Origin of the sequence: Streptomyces albidicamelliae, assembly GCF_025642175.1 — a bacterium.
GTDB classification, from domain to species: domain Bacteria; phylum Actinomycetota; class Actinomycetes; order Streptomycetales; family Streptomycetaceae; genus Streptomyces; species Streptomyces albidocamelliae.
Map to the genome: position 1 here is coordinate 4,633,775 of NZ_CP106795.1, position 15,578 is coordinate 4,649,352.

General features: G+C 71.3%; 15 protein-coding genes and 1 riboswitch. Of the genes, 9 read left to right on the forward strand and 6 right to left on the reverse strand.

The genetic code is table 11. The features are described 5' to 3' along the window. Nucleotides 1-110: 110 nt before the first annotated feature. Entirely contained in the window at nt 111-1,019 is a 909-nt protein-coding gene (locus N8I86_RS21355) for a carbohydrate-binding protein (RefSeq protein WP_263278461.1), read from the forward strand. Nucleotides 1,020-1,077: 58 nt separating this feature from the next. Here the strand turns inward: N8I86_RS21355 and N8I86_RS21360 are convergent, their stop codons facing one another. The 4 genes from N8I86_RS21360 to N8I86_RS21375 all read right to left on the reverse strand — a co-directional run bounded on the left by N8I86_RS21360 (nt 1,078) and on the right by N8I86_RS21375 (nt 4,754). Next, on the reverse strand, nt 1,078-1,434 hold the full coding sequence (locus N8I86_RS21360) for a peptidase inhibitor family I36 protein (RefSeq protein ID WP_123437170.1): 357 nt from the start codon (nt 1,432-1,434) through the stop codon (nt 1,078-1,080). 106 nt (nt 1,435-1,540) lie between these two features. Further along, complete coding sequence (locus N8I86_RS21365) at nt 1,541-2,458, reverse strand: 1-phosphofructokinase family hexose kinase (RefSeq protein ID WP_263278462.1); 918 nt, start codon at nt 2,456-2,458, stop codon at nt 1,541-1,543. A gap of 122 nt (nt 2,459-2,580) precedes the next feature. Beyond that, the gene (gene nagA / locus N8I86_RS21370; protein WP_263278463.1) at nt 2,581-3,813 is read right to left on the reverse strand and encodes an N-acetylglucosamine-6-phosphate deacetylase; all 1,233 of its coding nucleotides are present in this window, start codon (nt 3,811-3,813) and stop codon (nt 2,581-2,583) included. Continuing rightward, the gene (locus N8I86_RS21375) at nt 3,813-4,754 is read right to left on the reverse strand and encodes an ROK family protein (RefSeq protein ID WP_263280135.1); all 942 of its coding nucleotides are present in this window, start codon (nt 4,752-4,754) and stop codon (nt 3,813-3,815) included. Before N8I86_RS21375 ends, nagA begins: the two co-directional genes overlap by 1 nt. 160 nt (nt 4,755-4,914) lie before the next feature. Between N8I86_RS21375 and N8I86_RS21380 the strand changes: the two genes are divergently transcribed. Genes N8I86_RS21380 through otsB form a run of 3 tightly spaced genes read left to right on the forward strand, consistent with a single transcriptional unit; the run spans nt 4,915 to nt 7,322 of the window. Beyond that, nucleotides 4,915-6,150: an extracellular solute-binding protein gene (locus tag N8I86_RS21380; protein WP_263278464.1), complete on the forward strand. Its 1,236-nt coding sequence runs from the start codon at nt 4,915-4,917 to the stop codon at nt 6,148-6,150. 35 nt (nt 6,151-6,185) lie between these two features. Next, nucleotides 6,186-6,410 (forward strand): DUF3263 domain-containing protein, encoded by a 225-nt coding sequence (locus tag N8I86_RS21385; RefSeq protein WP_093480756.1) that lies wholly within the window; start codon nt 6,186-6,188, stop codon nt 6,408-6,410. A 36-nt stretch (nt 6,411-6,446) separates the two neighbouring features. Continuing rightward, the gene (gene otsB, locus N8I86_RS21390) at nt 6,447-7,322 is read left to right on the forward strand and encodes a trehalose-phosphatase (RefSeq protein ID WP_263278465.1); all 876 of its coding nucleotides are present in this window, start codon (nt 6,447-6,449) and stop codon (nt 7,320-7,322) included. Here the strand turns inward: otsB and N8I86_RS21395 are convergent. Together N8I86_RS21395 and N8I86_RS21400 are read right to left on the reverse strand one after the other, a co-directional pair. Further along, a complete protein-coding gene (locus tag N8I86_RS21395) occupies nt 7,310-8,743 on the reverse strand; it encodes an alpha,alpha-trehalose-phosphate synthase (UDP-forming) (RefSeq protein WP_073888037.1) in 1,434 nt (477 codons plus the stop codon). The two genes, otsB and N8I86_RS21395, sit on opposite strands and share 13 nt — an antisense overlap. Nucleotides 8,744-8,847: 104 nt before the next feature. Then, entirely contained in the window at nt 8,848-9,792 is a 945-nt protein-coding gene (locus tag N8I86_RS21400; RefSeq protein WP_073888039.1) for a glucosyl-3-phosphoglycerate synthase, read from the reverse strand. A 129-nt stretch (nt 9,793-9,921) separates the two neighbouring features. Continuing rightward, nucleotides 9,922-10,078: riboswitch (SAM riboswitch) on the forward strand. Between the two features lie 17 nt (nt 10,079-10,095). Here N8I86_RS21400 and thrC point away from each other — a divergent pair. From thrC to N8I86_RS21425, 5 genes are all read left to right on the forward strand, one after another. Continuing rightward, nucleotides 10,096-11,379 carry a threonine synthase gene (gene thrC / locus N8I86_RS21405; RefSeq protein ID WP_073888040.1) on the forward strand — a complete coding sequence of 428 codons (1,284 nt, stop codon included), beginning with the start codon at nt 10,096-10,098 and terminating at the stop codon, nt 11,377-11,379. Next, the gene (locus tag N8I86_RS21410) at nt 11,376-11,654 is read left to right on the forward strand and encodes a MoaD/ThiS family protein (protein ID WP_073888041.1); all 279 of its coding nucleotides are present in this window, start codon (nt 11,376-11,378) and stop codon (nt 11,652-11,654) included. Before thrC ends, N8I86_RS21410 begins: the two co-directional genes overlap by 4 nt. 442 nt (nt 11,655-12,096) lie before the next feature. Continuing rightward, nucleotides 12,097-12,300 carry a cold-shock protein gene (locus N8I86_RS21415; protein WP_004929928.1) on the forward strand — a complete coding sequence of 68 codons (204 nt, stop codon included), beginning with the start codon at nt 12,097-12,099 and terminating at the stop codon, nt 12,298-12,300. A gap of 299 nt (nt 12,301-12,599) precedes the next feature. Then, nucleotides 12,600-14,222, forward strand: a complete 1,623-nt coding sequence (gene groL, locus N8I86_RS21420) for a chaperonin GroEL (protein WP_073888043.1) — start codon at nt 12,600-12,602, stop codon at nt 14,220-14,222. 212 nt (nt 14,223-14,434) lie between these two features. After that, complete coding sequence (locus N8I86_RS21425) at nt 14,435-15,559, forward strand: NADH:flavin oxidoreductase (protein ID WP_073888045.1); 1,125 nt, start codon at nt 14,435-14,437, stop codon at nt 15,557-15,559. The last annotated feature ends 19 nt before the right edge of the window (nt 15,560-15,578 follow it).

Sequence of the window (15,578 nt, forward strand, 5' to 3'; positions counted from 1 at the left end):
TCAGTGGGCTGATGCGGTCTGAGTCACCCGTTTGGGCCAGCCGGAGCGGGTAGGCTCGCCATTCCAGACCTGTACCGCATCCACCCGCACCCGCTGAGGAGTACCAAGGGATGACGCCCGGCGACAACGGCGCGAGCACGCCCGAGGACGACGACCCGTTCGGCTATCTGTACGCAGACGGCCAGGCCCGGGGAGCGCAGCCGCCGTCCGGCGGTTACGGCTATCCGAACTCGGTCAGCAGGGTGCGGGCCGTCGGTGAGCGCCAGTACGGTCAGCAGTCGACCGTCCCGCCGCAGCAGGGTGCCTACGGCCAGCCGAACGCCCACTACCAGGCCCCGGAGACGCTGCCCGGCGGCGCCACGACGAGCCGGCAGCCGGCCCTGTCCGGCGGTGGCGGCGGCCGTCGCGGTCCCAACACCAAGGGCCTGCTGATCGGCGCGATCGCGGTGGTCGCGGCCGTCGTCATCGGCATCGGCGTGGCGATGATCAACGGCAACGCGGACGACGACAAGTCCGGCGACGAGGCGGGCCCCACCCCGACCCACTCCCAGAGCCACGAGCCGAGCCCGACGGGCACCAAGCCGGCCCCCGCCGGCGAACTGCCGAAGGCGGACGCCGCGACGGACGGCTCCGTTCAGCTGGCCGGTGGCGCCGCCCGGGCGTCGGACGTCAAGGGGGCGAAAGCGGACGGCGGGGCCTATGTGGCAGGGCTCAACACTGCCGGTGCCTCCATCACGTGGACCGTCAAGGACATCCAGAAGGCCGGCTCGTACCGGCTGTACGTGCGTTATGGCATCCCCGGTGAGGACGCGGACGCGACGCTGTCGGTCAACGGCAAACCCAACCAGCAGCCGCTGGGCATGAAGAACTTCATCGGCTCACCGAAGGGTGACTTCGAGAAGGGCTGGCAGACCACCTGGGCTCCCGTGACGCTGACCAAGGGCGTCAACACGCTGACGATCTCCTGTGGTCAGGGGAACCAGTGCAACGCCCTCATCGACCAGCTGTGGGTGCAGTAGGGCTCAGACAGAGGAACGGTCCGCCGGTGAACTGGCGGACCGTCATGAGGCGGCGGTACTACTTCCCCCAGACTGCGATCCCCGTGGCGGTGCCGTGGACGTTGTCCGAGTAGGTGTGTGGCTGCAGAGTGACCAGCCGGGAGCCGACGCCGCAGCCGGTGCCGGGGGTGATGTGCCAGAACTCGATGCGATAGGACGTCTGGTTCGAGACGGATCGGGCGCCGGTGAAGGTCTCGCAGCCGGGCGTCACGGAGAGAACGGTCCTGTGGCCCGTCCTGTTCGTCCCCGACCAACCGCAGACCTTGCCGCTCGGGCAGGTCTTGGAATCGGCCGCCGCGGCCGGGGTGGCGAAGGCGCCGCCCAGGAGTGCGCCGGTCACCGCCACCGTCGTCAGGCTCTTCTTGAGCATGCTCATATGAGGTTCCCCCTGTGTCGTTCGCTGCTGGTCGAGGCAGCGAATAGGTGATCGCTCGATTATCAGTGCGACATCGGAGGGAGGGGCGATTCTCGGCCAAGGGCGTTCACGCCGCTGTGACCGTCACCCGCTCCAGGAGTTTCTCGTAGGCCGCGCGGTCGAAGTCGCCCGCCGTCGGTGAGCGTACGGTGGCCGTCGACAGGGCGACCGTGCGGGCGAGGCGGTCCGGCCAGGGGAGCCGGTCCAGCAGGCCCGACAGCAGACCGGCGACGGCCGAGTCGCCCGCGCCGGTGGGGTTGCCGAGCTCGGGGGCGGGCGGCACCGCGCGCCAGCGGCCCTCCGGGGTGTGGGCCAGGAGGCCCTCGGCGCCCAGTGAGGCGACCACCGTGTGGGCGCCGCGGCGGCGGGCGTCCTGGGTGGCGCGCAACGGCTCGTGGGAGCCGGTGAGTTCCGCCAGTTCGTCGGCGTTCGGCTTGATGATGTCGGGGCGGGCCGCCACCCCGCGACGCAGCGGTTCCCCGCTGGTGTCCAGCAGTACGGGCACGCCGGCCGTCCGGGCCGCGCGTATCAGGCCCGCGTACGCCCCCACCGGCACCCCCGGCGGCAGGCTGCCGCACAGCGCCACCGCCGAGGCGCGGGGCAGGAGTTCGTCGTAACGGTCCAGGAAGACGCCCCACTCGGCGGGTGTGATGTGCGGGCCCGGCTCGTTCAACTGGGTCGTGTCGCCCGTGAGTTCGTCCACCACGGCGATCGTGCGCCGGGTCGGTCCGCCGACCGGCACCAGGGCGTCCGTCACCCCGGCCACGGCGGACAGCCGCTCGCGCAGCACGTCGCCGGTCGCGCCTCCCGCGAATCCGGCGACCGTCGCCTCGTGGCCCAGTGCCGCCAGCACCCGCGCGACGTTCACGCCCTTGCCGCCCGGCCGTTCCCCGACGTCCGTGACCCGGTGCGAGGTGTGGGGCCGCAGCGACCGCACCCGGTAGGTGATGTCGAGAGCGGTGTTCAGTGTGACCGTGAGGATCACCCGGGCCGACCTCCCTCGAAGTCCCTGTGCCTGTCATCGGTTTCCGGGGCCACGATCATGCCAAAGAGACGGCGGCCGGCCCAGTCACGGGTCGGCCGCCGTCGCGGGAGAAGAGGGACGGATCAGGCCAGTCGGGGAGCGACCACCCACTCGCCCCGGCGCATCACGCCCTTGATGCCGAAGTCCGCGTCGAGCAGCACGAGGTCGGCGTCCTTGCCGGGCTCCAGGGACCCGACGCGGTCGGACAGGCCGAGCAGCCGGGCCGGGTTGGCCGACAGCGCCGTCACGGTGTCCTCCACCGACAGCCCGTCGACGGTCACCGCCCGCTTGAACGCCCGGTCCAGCGTGAGCGTGGAGCCCGCGATCGAGCCGCCCTCCACCAGCCGGGCCACCCCCTCGCTGACCTCGACCTCCAGCGGGCCGAGCATGTAGCGGCCGTCACCGATGCCGGCCGCGTCCATCGCGTCGGTGATGAACGCGACCCGGTCCGCGCCGGCGTGACGGAAGGCCAGCTCCAGCGCGGCCGGATGCAGATGCGTCCCGTCGTTGATCAGCTCGACCGTGACCCGCTCGTCCTCCAGCAGGGCCGCGATCGGGCCGGGTGCGCGGTGGCCGAGACCCGGCATGGCGTTGAAGAGGTGGGTGGCGACCGTGGCGCCGGCGTCGATGGCCTCGACCGTCTGCTCGTAGCTGGCGTCCGTGTGACCGATCGCCGCGATCACCCCGTGCTCGGCGAGCAGCCGCACGGAGTCGACGCCGCCGGGCAGCTCGGTGGCGAGCGTGACCATCTTCGCCTTGCCGCGCGCCGCGTCGATCAGCTTGCGCACCTCGGCCGGATCCGGGTCGCGCAGCAGCGCCTCCGAGTGCGCGCCCTTGCGGCACGGCGCGATGAACGGCCCCTCGAAGTGGATGCCGGCGATCTCCCCCTGCTCCGCGAGTTCGCTCAGCAGCCCGGCCTGCCGCACCAGCAGGTCCATCTCGTCGGTGACGGTGGAGGCGACCAGGGTGGTGGTGCCGTGCAGGCGGTGCGTGCGGATCGCGGTGAGGATCTGCTCGGGGGTGCCGGCGAAGGAGGCGCCGCCGCCGCCGTGGTTGTGGATGTCGACGAAGCCGGGCACCAGCCAGTGGTTCCGTACGTCGACGACCCGGGCGTTCTCGGGGGCCGTGCCGGTGATGCGGGTGCCGTCGACGATCACCCGGCCCTCTTCGACGGTTCCGGTGGGGAGGACCACGTTGGCGCCGGACAGTACGAGGGGGGTCGCGGCCGCGGCGGGCTGCGGGTGGGGCGTGGCCGGTCGCGCCCACGCGGCGGAGCCGCGTGTCGAGGCGTCCCGCGCCCCTGGGTCGGCTGCCATCAGGGGGTTACCTCCGTACGGTCGGTGTGGTTGAGGAGATCCCGGGCGAGCAGTCCCGCGCCCAGGCAGCCCGCCGTGTCCCCCAGCGCCGCGGGAACGATGGCCGGCAGTTTCTGGAAGGTGACCCGCTCGCGGACGGCGGTCCGCAGCGGCTGGAACAACACTTCCCCCGCCTCGGCCAGGCCGCCACCGATGATCAGCGTCCGCGGGTCCAGCAGGGTGAGCGCGGTGACCAGCCCGTCGGCGAGCGCGTCCACCGCGTCCTGCCAGACCCGGACGGCGTTCGGGTCACCGGACGCGACGGCCTCGGCACAGTCGGCCGCGTCCGCTTCCGGGTCCCCGGCGGCGTCCGCCCACGCCTCGCTGACGGCGGACGCGGAGGCGTACCGCTCCAGACAGCCGTGCTGCCCGCACGGGCAGGGTGTGCCGCCGGGCCGGACGACGATGTGGCCGATCTCGCCGGCGAAGCCGTGCGCGCCGGCCTCGACCCGGCCGTCCAGGCCGATGGCGCCGGCGATGCCGGTGCCCAGCGGCACGAACAGGAACCGGTCGGCGCCCCGGCCCGCGCCGATGCGGCCCTCGGCGAGCCCACCGGTGCGCACGTCGTGGCCGAGGGCGACCGGCATGCCGAGCCGTTCGGCGAGCAGGGCGCGCAGCGGGACGTCCCGCCAGCCGAGGTTGGCCGCGTAGGCGGCGACGCCCCGCTCCTCGTCGACGATCCCGGGGACCGCGATGCCGGCCGCGGCGGCGGCCTCGCCGTAGCGCTCCACCCCGTACGCGCGCAGCCCCGCGGCGAAGTCGAGGATCTCGGCGACCACCGCGTCGGGGCCGCGCTCGCGTCCGGTGGCGCGGCGGGCGCGGTGCAGCAGCGCGCCGTCGTCGCCGACGAGTGCGGCCTTCATCCCGGTACCGCCCACGTCCAGGGCGATGACATGTCTCACCACGGGGCCTAGTGTGGCCCCCGCACCCGGGAGAGGTCTAGTCCACTCGCGTGGTGTAGACCTTATGCGTCCACATATTGAACGGTCAGACAGCAGGGTTGGGGCTTTGAGGGTGCGTCGGCTTACGGCAGGAACGATCGCGGTGGTGTCCGCTCTGGGCATGACGGCGGTTCTCGGCGGCTGCGGGAGCACCGGCTCCTCCGACGTGACGCTCAGACTGGTCGCCGCCGACTACGGCGACTCGGCCGCCAACAGCTCCGAGAAGTACTGGAAGGCCCTGGCCGAGACGTACGAGTCGGCGCACCCCGGCGTGCAGATCGAGGTCAGCGTCTACTCCTGGAACGACGTCGACGCCAAGGTCAAGGAGATGGTCGACGCCGGACACGCGCCCGACCTGGCGCAGATCGGCGCCTACGCCGACTACGCGGCAGCCGGCAAGCTCTACCCGGCCTCCGACGTCCTCTCCATCCGCACCCAGGCCGACCTGCTGTCGCAGCTCTCCGACGCGGGCCAGGTGAAGCACACCCAGTACGGCATACCCTTCGCCGCCTCCACCCGCGTCCTCTTCTACAACAAGACCCTCTTCGCCAAGGCCGGCATCACCCCGCCGACCACCTGGGACGAACTGGCCGCCGACGCCGAGGCGCTCAAGAGCAAGGGGGTGAAGTACCCCTACGCCCTGCCCCTCGGCCCCGAGGAGGCCCAGGCCGAGACCATGCAGTGGCTGCTCAGCGGCGACAACGGCGGCAGCGGCTACACCGACGACATCGGCACCTACACGATCGACTCCACGCAGAACGTCGGCACCTTCACCTGGCTCAAGGACGAACTGGTCGGCAAGGGCCTGACCGGACCCGTCGCCCCGGGCAGGCTCAACCGCGCGACCGCCTTCGCCGCCTTCGCCGACGGCCAGGTCGGCATGCTCAACGGCCACCCCACGCTGATGCAGCAGGCGGCCAGGAAGGGGGTGAAGTTCGGCATGGTGCCCATGCCCGGCCGCACCGGCAAGGCCAGGGCGTCGATGGGCGTGGCCGACTGGATGATGGCCTTCAAGCAGAACGGCCACGCCGACCGGATCGGCGACTTCCTCGACTTCGTCTACAGCGAGAAGAACGTCCTCGCCTTCTCCCGCGAGTACGGGCTGCTGCCGGTCACGAGCTCCGCCTCCGACACCATGAGCGCGTCGGACAAGGCCACCGACAAGGCGCTGCGCCCCTTCCTCGCCCAGCTGCCCACCTCCGAGCTGTATCCCGTCGGCAAGACGTCCTGGGCGGCGGTCAGCGCCTCCGTGAAGAAGGACATCGGCCGGGCGGTCGCCCCCGGCGGCAGCCCCTCCGGCGTCCTCACCCGCCTCCAGACGGCGGCCTCGTCGGCCGACAGCAGCGACGCCGGCTGAGCCCGCTGTCGGTGCCCGGCGCTACCGTGGCCGGCATGGAACTGGGCCACCGCGAACAAGCCATCCTCGCGCTGGAGCGCCGCGGGTTCACCGGCCCCGGCGCGAAGGAACGGGCGATACGCGAGGAGCTGGACCTGTCGCCCGTGCGCTACTACCAGCTGCTCAACGCCCTGCTCGACGACGAGCGGGCCCTGGCCCACGACCCGGTGACGGTCAACCGGCTGCGCCGGGTGCGGGAGGCCCGCCGCTCCGAGCGCTGAGGAGTGGACCCGGCGTCGCGCGGATAGTGTCGCCGTATGGGCATCCATACGACGGACTCACCCGACCCGACCCACGGCACGGGCCCCCTGCCGGTCCCGGCCACCCAGGCCGGCCGGGACGGCCTGGCGGCCCTCCTGGCCGATCCCCGCACCGCGGTGATCGGACTCGACTTCGACGGCACCCTGGCCCCGATCGTCGCCGATCCCGAGCAGGCCCGCGCCCATCCCGAGGCGGTGTCCGCGATCGCCGCCCTCGCCCCCAAGGTGGCGTCCGTGGCCGTCATCACCGGCCGCCCCGCCGGGGTCGCCGTCCGCTACGGCGGCTTCGCCGGCGTGCCCGGCCTGGAGCACCTCACCGTGCTCGGCCACTACGGCGCCGAACGCTGGGACGCGGTCACCGGCACGGTCACCGCACCCGCCCCGCACCCGGGGGTGGCGGCGGTCCGCGCGGAGCTGCCCGGCGTGCTGGAACAGGTCGGCGCCTGGCAGGGCACCTGGATCGAGGAGAAGGGCCGGGCCGTCGCGGTCCACACCCGCCGCGCCCAGGATCCGCAGGCCGCCTTCGAGGCCCTGCGGGAGCCGCTCACCGACCTCGCCACCCGGCACGGCCTGATCGTCGAACCCGGCCGGATGGTGCTGGAGCTGCGCCCGCCCGGCATGGACAAGGGCGTCGCGCTCGCCGAGCACGTCCGGGCGACCGGCGCCCGGACGGTCGTCTACGCCGGCGACGACCTCGGCGACCTGCCCGCCTACGCGGCCGTGGACAAGCTCCGCTCCGACGGCGTCCCCGGCCTGCTGGTGTGCAGCGGCAGCACCGAGGTCACGGAACTCGCCGAACGGGCCGACCTGGTGGTGGACGGCCCGGAGGGCGTCGTGGCACTGCTGCGGGCGATCGCCGCTCAGCTGGACTGATCGTCCAGGGCGTGCAACTGGTCCAGGAACCACCGCGCCGGCGGAAGCGCGGTCGCGGCGGCCGCCAGCCGCTTCGACCGCTCCGCCCGCTCCTCGCGCGGCAGGCTCAGCGCCTCGTGCAGCGCGTCCGCCGTGCCCGTGACGTCGTACGGGTTCACCACGATCGCGTCCGCGCCCAGCTCCTCGTACGCCCCCGCCTCGCGTGAGAGCACCAGCGCGCAGCCCTCGTCGGACAGCAGCGGGATCTCCTTGGCGACCAGGTTCATGCCGTCGCGGATGGGGTTGACCAGCGCCACGTCGGCGAGCCGGTAGGCGGCCAGCGAGCGCGCGAAGTCGTCCTTCACGTGCAGCTCGACCGGGGTCCAGCCGGGCGTGCCGTAGCGCGCGTTGATCTCCTCGGCCACCCGCTGGACCTCGGCCGTGTACTCCCGGTACACGGCGAGGTCCTGCCGGGAGGGGTAGGCGAACGCCACGTGGACGACCTTCTCGCGCCACTCGGGGTGGTCGTCGAGCAGCTGCCGGTACGCCAGCAGGCCGCGCACGATGTTCTTGGACAGCTCGGTGCGGTCCACCCGCACGATGGTCCGGCGTCCCTCGCCGATCTCCTGGCGCAGCGCCGCCATCCGCTCGTCCACGTCCGGCTCGTGGGCCCGCTTGCGCAGGAAGTCGCCGTCCGCGCCGAGCCCGTGCACGCCGATCCGCGTGCCCGAGGGGATGCCGGGCCCGAGCACCGCGTGACAGCAGTCCTTGAACGCGTCGGCCCAGCGCTGCGTGAGGAACGCCGCCCGGTCCGCGCCGAGGATGCCGCTCAGCAGCTCGGCCGCGATGTCGTCGGGCAGCAGGCGGAAGTAGTCCGGCGGGGCCCACGGGGTGTGTGAGAAGTGCCCGATGCGCAGGTCGGGGCGGAGCCGGCGGAGCATCCGGGGGGCGAGGGCCAGGTGGTAGTCCTGGATCAGCACCGCCGCGCCCTCGGCCGCCTCCTCGGCCAGCGCCTCGGCGAACGCCCGGTTGTACGCCTCGTAGGCCGCCCACTGCCGCCGGAAACCGGCGTCGAAGACCGGCTCCAGCGGGGTCTGGTACAGCATGTGGTGGACGAACCAGAGCACCGAGTTGGCGATGCCGTTGTAGGCGTCCGCGTGCACCTCGGCGTCGATGTCGAGCATCCGCACCCGCTGGCCGCCGGTGTCCTCGGTGGGCAGGAGTCCGCCGTCCGCGCGGCGCACGGCCTCCCGGTCGCCGTCGCCGAGCGCGGCGCACACCCACACCGCGTTCGTGTCCGGCCCGATCGCCGACAGGCCGGAGACCAGCCCGCCGCCGCCGCGCCGGGCGCGCAGCGCGCCGCCCGAGTCGTCGTCCACCGTGTACGAAACCGGGCCGCGATTGGACGCGACCAGCACCTCAGCGCCGTGCGTGGAAGCCATACGCCTCAACCTAGCCCGGCCCGGAAACGCTCAAACGTACGCTCCGCCCCGGAAGGGGGCTGTATACAGCCGTTCTTCCGGCGTGCCCGCACGGCCGGCCCCGCTCAGGCCACCCGGCGTGCCGCGTATTCCGCGACCTCCACCATGGGGGGCCGTTCCTCGGTGTCCACCGAATAGGTGCGCGGCCGGAAACCGTCCTCGCCCCGCTCGAACTGGGTCAGGGACGGCCGCACCAGGTGTCCCCGGGCCAGCCGCAGCTGGGCGGTGCGGTAGATGGCGGCGGCCATGCGGCCCAGCGCCTGGCCGTCCTGGTGGCGGTGCTTGCGCACCCCGACGTCCACCTGGGCCAGCGCGTCGAGTCCCACCAGGTGCAGGGCGTCCACCAGCATCCCCAGCTCCACGCCGTAGCCGACGGGGAACGGCAGCCGCTCCAGCAGCGAGCGGCGGGCCGCGTACTCGCCGCCCAGCGGCTGCACGAAACCCGCGAGCTGCGGCCAGTGCATGTTCAGCAGCGGGCGGGCCATCAGCTCGGTGACCCGGCCGCCCTGCCCGGCCGCGCCGCCGAGCGGGCGGTCGTACATGCCCTTGACGAGGTCGACCCCGGGGTCGGTGAGCAGCGGGCCGACGATCCCGGAGACGAAGTCGGAGGAGAACTCGCGCAGGTCCGCGTCGATGAAGCAGACGATGTCCCCGCCGGTCACCAGGAGCGAGCGCCACAGCACCTCGCCCTTGCCGGGGACGGCCGGGAGGCGGGGCAGGATGTCGTCGCGGTGGACGACCCGGGCGCCCGCGGCGGCGGCGACCTCGGAGGTGCGGTCGGTGGAGCCGGAGTCGACCACGACGATCTCGTCGACCAGCGGTACCTGCTCGACGAGGTCGTGGCGGATCACCGCGACGATGTCGCCGACCGTCGCCTCCTCGTCGAGTGCGGGCAGCACGACGCTGACCGTCTGACCCGTCCGCTGCTTGGCGGCCAGGATCCGGTGGAGCGGGCGATCGGTCACGGACCAGGAGCGGGTGGCCAGCCAGCGCTCGACTTCTTCCAGCACGGTCTGCTGCTCCTCACGTTGTCTCGCGGTTCGGACGACTATCTCAACTGTCCTGGCCTTCGGTTACAGTCTTGAACAACGCCGATGACCATCGCATGTCGGAGGTCACCGGCGTCGACAACCACATACCGCTCATCCAGAGGGGCAGAGGGAAACGGCCCGATGAAGCCCCGGCAACCCTCCAGTCGGTACTCGTAGATCAGTTCTGATCGTCTCCGCGAGGCTCCCGGCTAGGGAAGGTGCCAAATCCGTCTCACGGCGAAGTGCGTCGTGAGGAAGATGAGGAGAAAGGGCCTCGCCTCCATGGCTGTGCAGACTGTCGCAAGCACCAGTGATCCCGCCGTCGACCTCGGTCCCGCCGCTGCCCTGAGCTGTCGCGAATGCGGACACCGGGTACCCCTCGGACCGGTCTTCGCCTGCGAGGAGTGTTTCGGGCCGCTGGAGATCGCCTACGACTTCTCCGCGTACGACACCGAGGAACTACGCCGGCGCATCGAGGCCGGTCCCGCGAACATCTGGCGGTACGCGCCGCTGCTGCCCGTCCCCGCCGACGTGGCCGACAAGCCCAATCTCAACCCGGGCTGGACGAAGCTCGTCAAGGCCGACAACCTCGCCCGCGAGCTCGGCGTCACCGGCGGCCTGTTCGTGAAGGACGACTCCGGCAACCCGACGCACTCCTTCAAGGACCGGGTCGTCGCCCAGGCCCTGGAGGCCGCCCGCGCGTTCGGCTTCACCACGCTCTCCTGCTCCTCCACGGGCAACCTGGCCGGTGCCGTCGGCGCCGCCGCCGCCCGGGCCGGCTTCCGCTCCTGCGTGTTCATCCCGCACGACCTGGAGCAGGGCAAGATCGTCATGGCCGCGGTGTACGGCGGTGAGCTCGTCGGCATCGAGGGCAACTACGACGACGTGAACCGCTTCTGCTCCGAGCTGATCGGCGACCCGGCCGGCGAGGGCTGGGGCTTCGTCAACGTCAACCTGCGGCCGTACTACGCGGAGGGCTCCAAGACCCTCGCCTACGAGATCTGCGAGCAGCTCGGCTGGCGCCTCCCGGACCAGATCGTGGTCCCGATCGCGTCGGGCTCCCAGCTCACGAAGATCGACAAGGGTCTCCAGGAGCTGATCAAGCTCGGTCTGGTCGAGGACCGGCCGTACAAGATCTTCGGCGCGCAGGCCGAGGGCTGCTCGCCGGTGTCCACCGCCTTCAAGGCCGGCCACGACGTGGTCCGCCCGCAGAAGCCGAACACCATCGCCAAGTCGCTGGCCATCGGCAACCCGGCCGACGGCCCCTACGTCCTCGACATCGCGCGCCGCACCGGCGGCGCCGTGGAGGACGTGACGGACGCCGAGGTCGTCGACGCCATCAAGCTGCTGGCGCGCACCGAGGGCATCTTCGCGGAGACGGCGGGCGGCGTGACCGTCGGCGTCACCCGGAAGCTGCTCAAGGACGGCGTGCTGGACCCGGCCAAGACGACGGTCGTCCTCAACACCGGCGACGGCCTGAAGACCCTCGACGCGGTGGCCGGCACCGGCCTGACCGCCACCATCCGCCCGACCCTGGACTCCTTCCGAGAGGCTGGCCTCGCATGAGCGTGACCGTTCGCATCCCGACCATCCTGCGCACCTACACCGGCGGCCAGGCCGAGGTCAGCGCCGAGGGCGCGAACCTCGCCGAGGTCATCGAGAGCCTGGAGAAGAACCACACCGGGATCGCCGCCCGGGTGCTGGACGACCAGGGCAAGCTGCGCCGTTTCGTGAACGTCTACGTCAACGACGACGACGTGCGTTTCGAGCAGGGCCTGCAGACGGCCACGCCCGACGGCGCGGGTGTTTCGATCATTCCCGCGGTGGCCGGCGGCTGCTGACCGGATGACCGATCATTACCTTCGGTAACAGCGGTTACGCATGGTTCATCGGATTGCCCCCTCCGTGAGAGAAGCGGAGGGGGCAATTCTGCGTGATTGAGCGCGGTAGAGTTGGGGAACACGGCCGTGGCCTTCGGGTCACGGGCCCTGCATTCATGCCGCAGGCCCGACAAGAAGTAGCCAAACTATGCGGGCTTTATGCGGCTTTTGCTCCTTTTATGGGGCCCGACTTGCCCTGAATTCGGACGAATTCTCGGCAGATTCCGGACCGCCCCCGTCCAGAATTCTCGTCCGATTGACCTGTTGCAGACGGCAGTTGGACAGATACATTCAGCCGCGGTCGACGCGTTCCGGCGCACGCCCCCGGCCAATGGGGGGCGAGGTCTGACCCGGGTCCGCGAAGTGCGGATCTGTGCAAGGGCCAGTAATAGGGGAGTTAGGCATGGCTCAGGGCACCGTCAAGTGGTTCAACGCGGAGAAGGGGTACGGCTTCATCGCGGTCGACGGTGGTGCGGACGTATTCGTCCATTACAGCGCCATTCAGATGGACGGCTACCGCACCCTGGAAGAGGGCCAGCGGGTGGAGTTCGAGATCTCGCAGGGCCAGAAAGGCCCGCAGGCCGACATGGTTCGCCTCAGCGCCTGAACGTTTCTTGCACGAAGGGCCCGCACCTCGCACAGGGTGCGGGCCCTTCGTCATGCCCCGGCCCCGCCGTCCGCGGGTGGCCGACGGGGCGGGTCCCACCCCCGAAGGCGCTTGCACTCGACCATGCCGAGTGCTAATCATTGCGTTAGCACTCTGAAGGTGAGAGTGACAACGAAGGACCGGGTCGGTGAGGCCCGCAGGCCAAGTGGGGCAAGGAACCACGCGGCCGGCGAGCCGTCCGTCGCGGGCGCGGGCGCGGTCCGAAGGAATCACCCCCAGTCCTGGAGGGACCACTTCACATGGCCAAGATCATCGCGTTCGACGAGGAGGCGCGGCGCGGCCTCGAGCGCGGCATGAACCAGCTCGCGGACGCCGTCAAGGTGACGCTCGGCCCCAAGGGCCGCAACGTCGTCCTCGAGAAGAAGTGGGGCGCCCCCACGATCACCAACGATGGTGTCTCCATCGCCAAGGAGATCGAGCTCGAGGACCCGTACGAGAAGATCGGCGCCGAGCTGGTCAAGGAAGTCGCCAAGAAGACGGACGACGTCGCCGGTGACGGTACGACCACCGCGACCGTGCTCGCCCAGGCCCTGGTCAAGGAAGGCCTGCGCAACGTCGCCGCCGGCGCCAACCCGATGGCTCTGAAGCGCGGTATCGAGAAGGCCGTCGAGGCCGTCTCCGCCGCCCTGCTGGAGCAGGCGAAGGACGTGGAGACCAAGGAGCAGATCGCCTCCACCGCGTCCATCTCCGCCGCCGACACCCAGATCGGCGAGCTCATCGCCGAGGCCATGGACAAGGTCGGCAAGGAAGGCGTCATCACCGTCGAGGAGAGCAACACCTTCGGTCTGGAGCTGGAGCTCACCGAGGGCATGCGCTTCGACAAGGGCTACATCTCCGCCTACTTCGCGACCGACATGGAGCGCATGGAGGCGTCGCTCGAGGACCCGTACATCCTCATCGCCAACTCCAAGATCGCCTCGGTCAAGGACCTGCTCCCGCTGCTGGAGAAGGTCATGCAGTCGGGCAAGCCGCTGCTGATCATCGCCGAGGACGTCGAGGGCGAGGCCCTGTCGACCCTGGTCGTCAACAAGATCCGCGGCACCTTCAAGTCCGTCGCCGTCAAGGCCCCGGGCTTCGGCGACCGCCGCAAGGCCATGCTCGGCGACATCGCCATCCTCACGGGCGGCGAGGTCATCTCCGAGGAGGTCGGCCTCAAGCTGGAGAACGCGACCCTGGACCTCCTGGGCCGCGCCCGCAAGGTCGTCATCACCAAGGACGAGACCACCATCGTCGACGGTGCCGGCTCCTCGGAGCAGGTGCAGGGCCGCGTGAACCAGATCCGCGCCGAGATCGAGAACAGCGACTCGGACTACGACCGCGAGAAGCTGCAGGAGCGCCTGGCGAAGCTCGCCGGCGGTGTCGCGGTCATCAAGGCCGGTGCCGCCACCGAGGTGGAGCTCAAGGAGCGCAAGCACCGCATCGAGGACGCCGTCCGCAACGCGAAGGCCGCCGTCGAGGAGGGCATCGTCGCCGGTGGTGGCGTGGCCCTGCTGCAGGCCTCCCAGGTCTTCGAGAAGCTGGAGCTCGAGGGTGACGAGGCGACCGGCGCCAACGCCGTGCGCATCGCCCTGGAGGCCCCGCTCAAGCAGATCGCCGTCAACGCCGGCCTCGAGGGCGGTGTCGTGGTGGAGAAGGTGCGCAACCTGACCCCGGGCCACGGCCTGAACGCCGCGACCGGCGAGTACGTCGACCTGGTCGCCGAGGGCATCATCGACCCGGCGAAGGTGACCCGCTCTGCCCTGCAGAACGCCGCCTCCATCGCCGCGCTGTTCCTCACCACCGAGGCCGTCATCGCCGACAAGCCGGAGAAGGCCGCCGCGCCGGCCGGTGGCGGCATGCCGGGCGGTGACATGGACTTCTGATCCCTCCGGGATCGGTACCAGTCCTTTCGTACGAGGGCGGTGCCCCCTGCCACTGGCAGGGGGCACCGCCCTCGGGCGTGTTCCGGATCACGTGGGCGGGTCCGGGGCGGCGGGGAATGTGGGGGCGCGCACAGACGTTTGCTTAAGAAGCTGCAACAATGCGCGCGCACATACCGTTCGGTTAACACCGCACTTCCCGAGGAGCCCCCCACGTGACCGTCACGACGCCCGCCTCCCGCGCGGCCCAGATCCTCTCCCGCCCGATCGCGCTGAACGGCCTCACCGTCCCGAACCGGATCGTGATGGCCCCGATGACCCGCATGTTCTCCCCGGGGGGTGTCCCCGGTGAGGACGTGCGCTCCTACTACGCGCGCCGTGCCGGGGCCGGTGTCGGCCTGATCGTCACCGAGGGCACCTACGTCGGCCACGACTCGGCCGGCCAGAGCGACCGCGTACCGCGGTTCCACGGCGAGGAGCAGCTCGCCGGCTGGGCCCGGGTCGCCGAGGACGTGCACGCGGCGGGCGGCACGATCGTCCCGCAGCTGTGGCACATCGGCATGGTCCGCAAGCAGGGCGAGCCGCCCTTCGCGGACGCCCCGGCCGTCGGCCCGTCCGGTCTCGTCACCGAGGGCGCCGAGGTCACCGGCAGGGCGATGACCCGCAAGGACCTGGACGACGTCGTCGCCGCGTTCGCGCAGGCCGCCGCGGACGCCGAGCGCATCGGCTTCGACGGTGTGGAGATCCACGGCGCCCACGGCTACCTCGTCGACCAGTTCCTGTGGGCGGGCACCAACCGCCGCACGGACGCGTACGGCGGCGACCCGGTGGCCCGCACCAGGTTCGGCGCGGAGATCGTCGCCGCGGTCCGCGAGCGGGTGTCCGCCGAGTTCCCGGTCATCTTCCGCTTCTCGCAGTGGAAGCAGCAGGACTACACCGCCCGCCTCGCCGAGACCCCGGAGGAGCTGGACGCGATCCTCGCCCCGCTGGCCGCGGCCGGCGTCGACGCCTTCCACGCGTCCACGCGCCGCTACTGGCTGCCGGAGTTCGAGGGCTCGGACCTCAACCTGGCCGGCTGGACGAAGAAGCTCACCGGCAAGCCGGTCATCACCGTCGGCTCGGTCGGTCTCGACGGCGACTTCATCAACGCCTTCCAGGGCGAGGGCTCCCCGGTCAAGGGGATCGACAACCTCCTGGACCGCCTGGAGGCCGACGAGTTCGACATGGTCGCCGTCGGCCGGGCCCTGCTCCAGGACCCGGAGTGGGCCGCCAAGGTGCTCTCCGACCGGTTCGACGACCTCAAGCCGTACGACGCGGCGGCGCTGAAGACCCTCAGCTGACCGTCCCCGCGGGACCCGC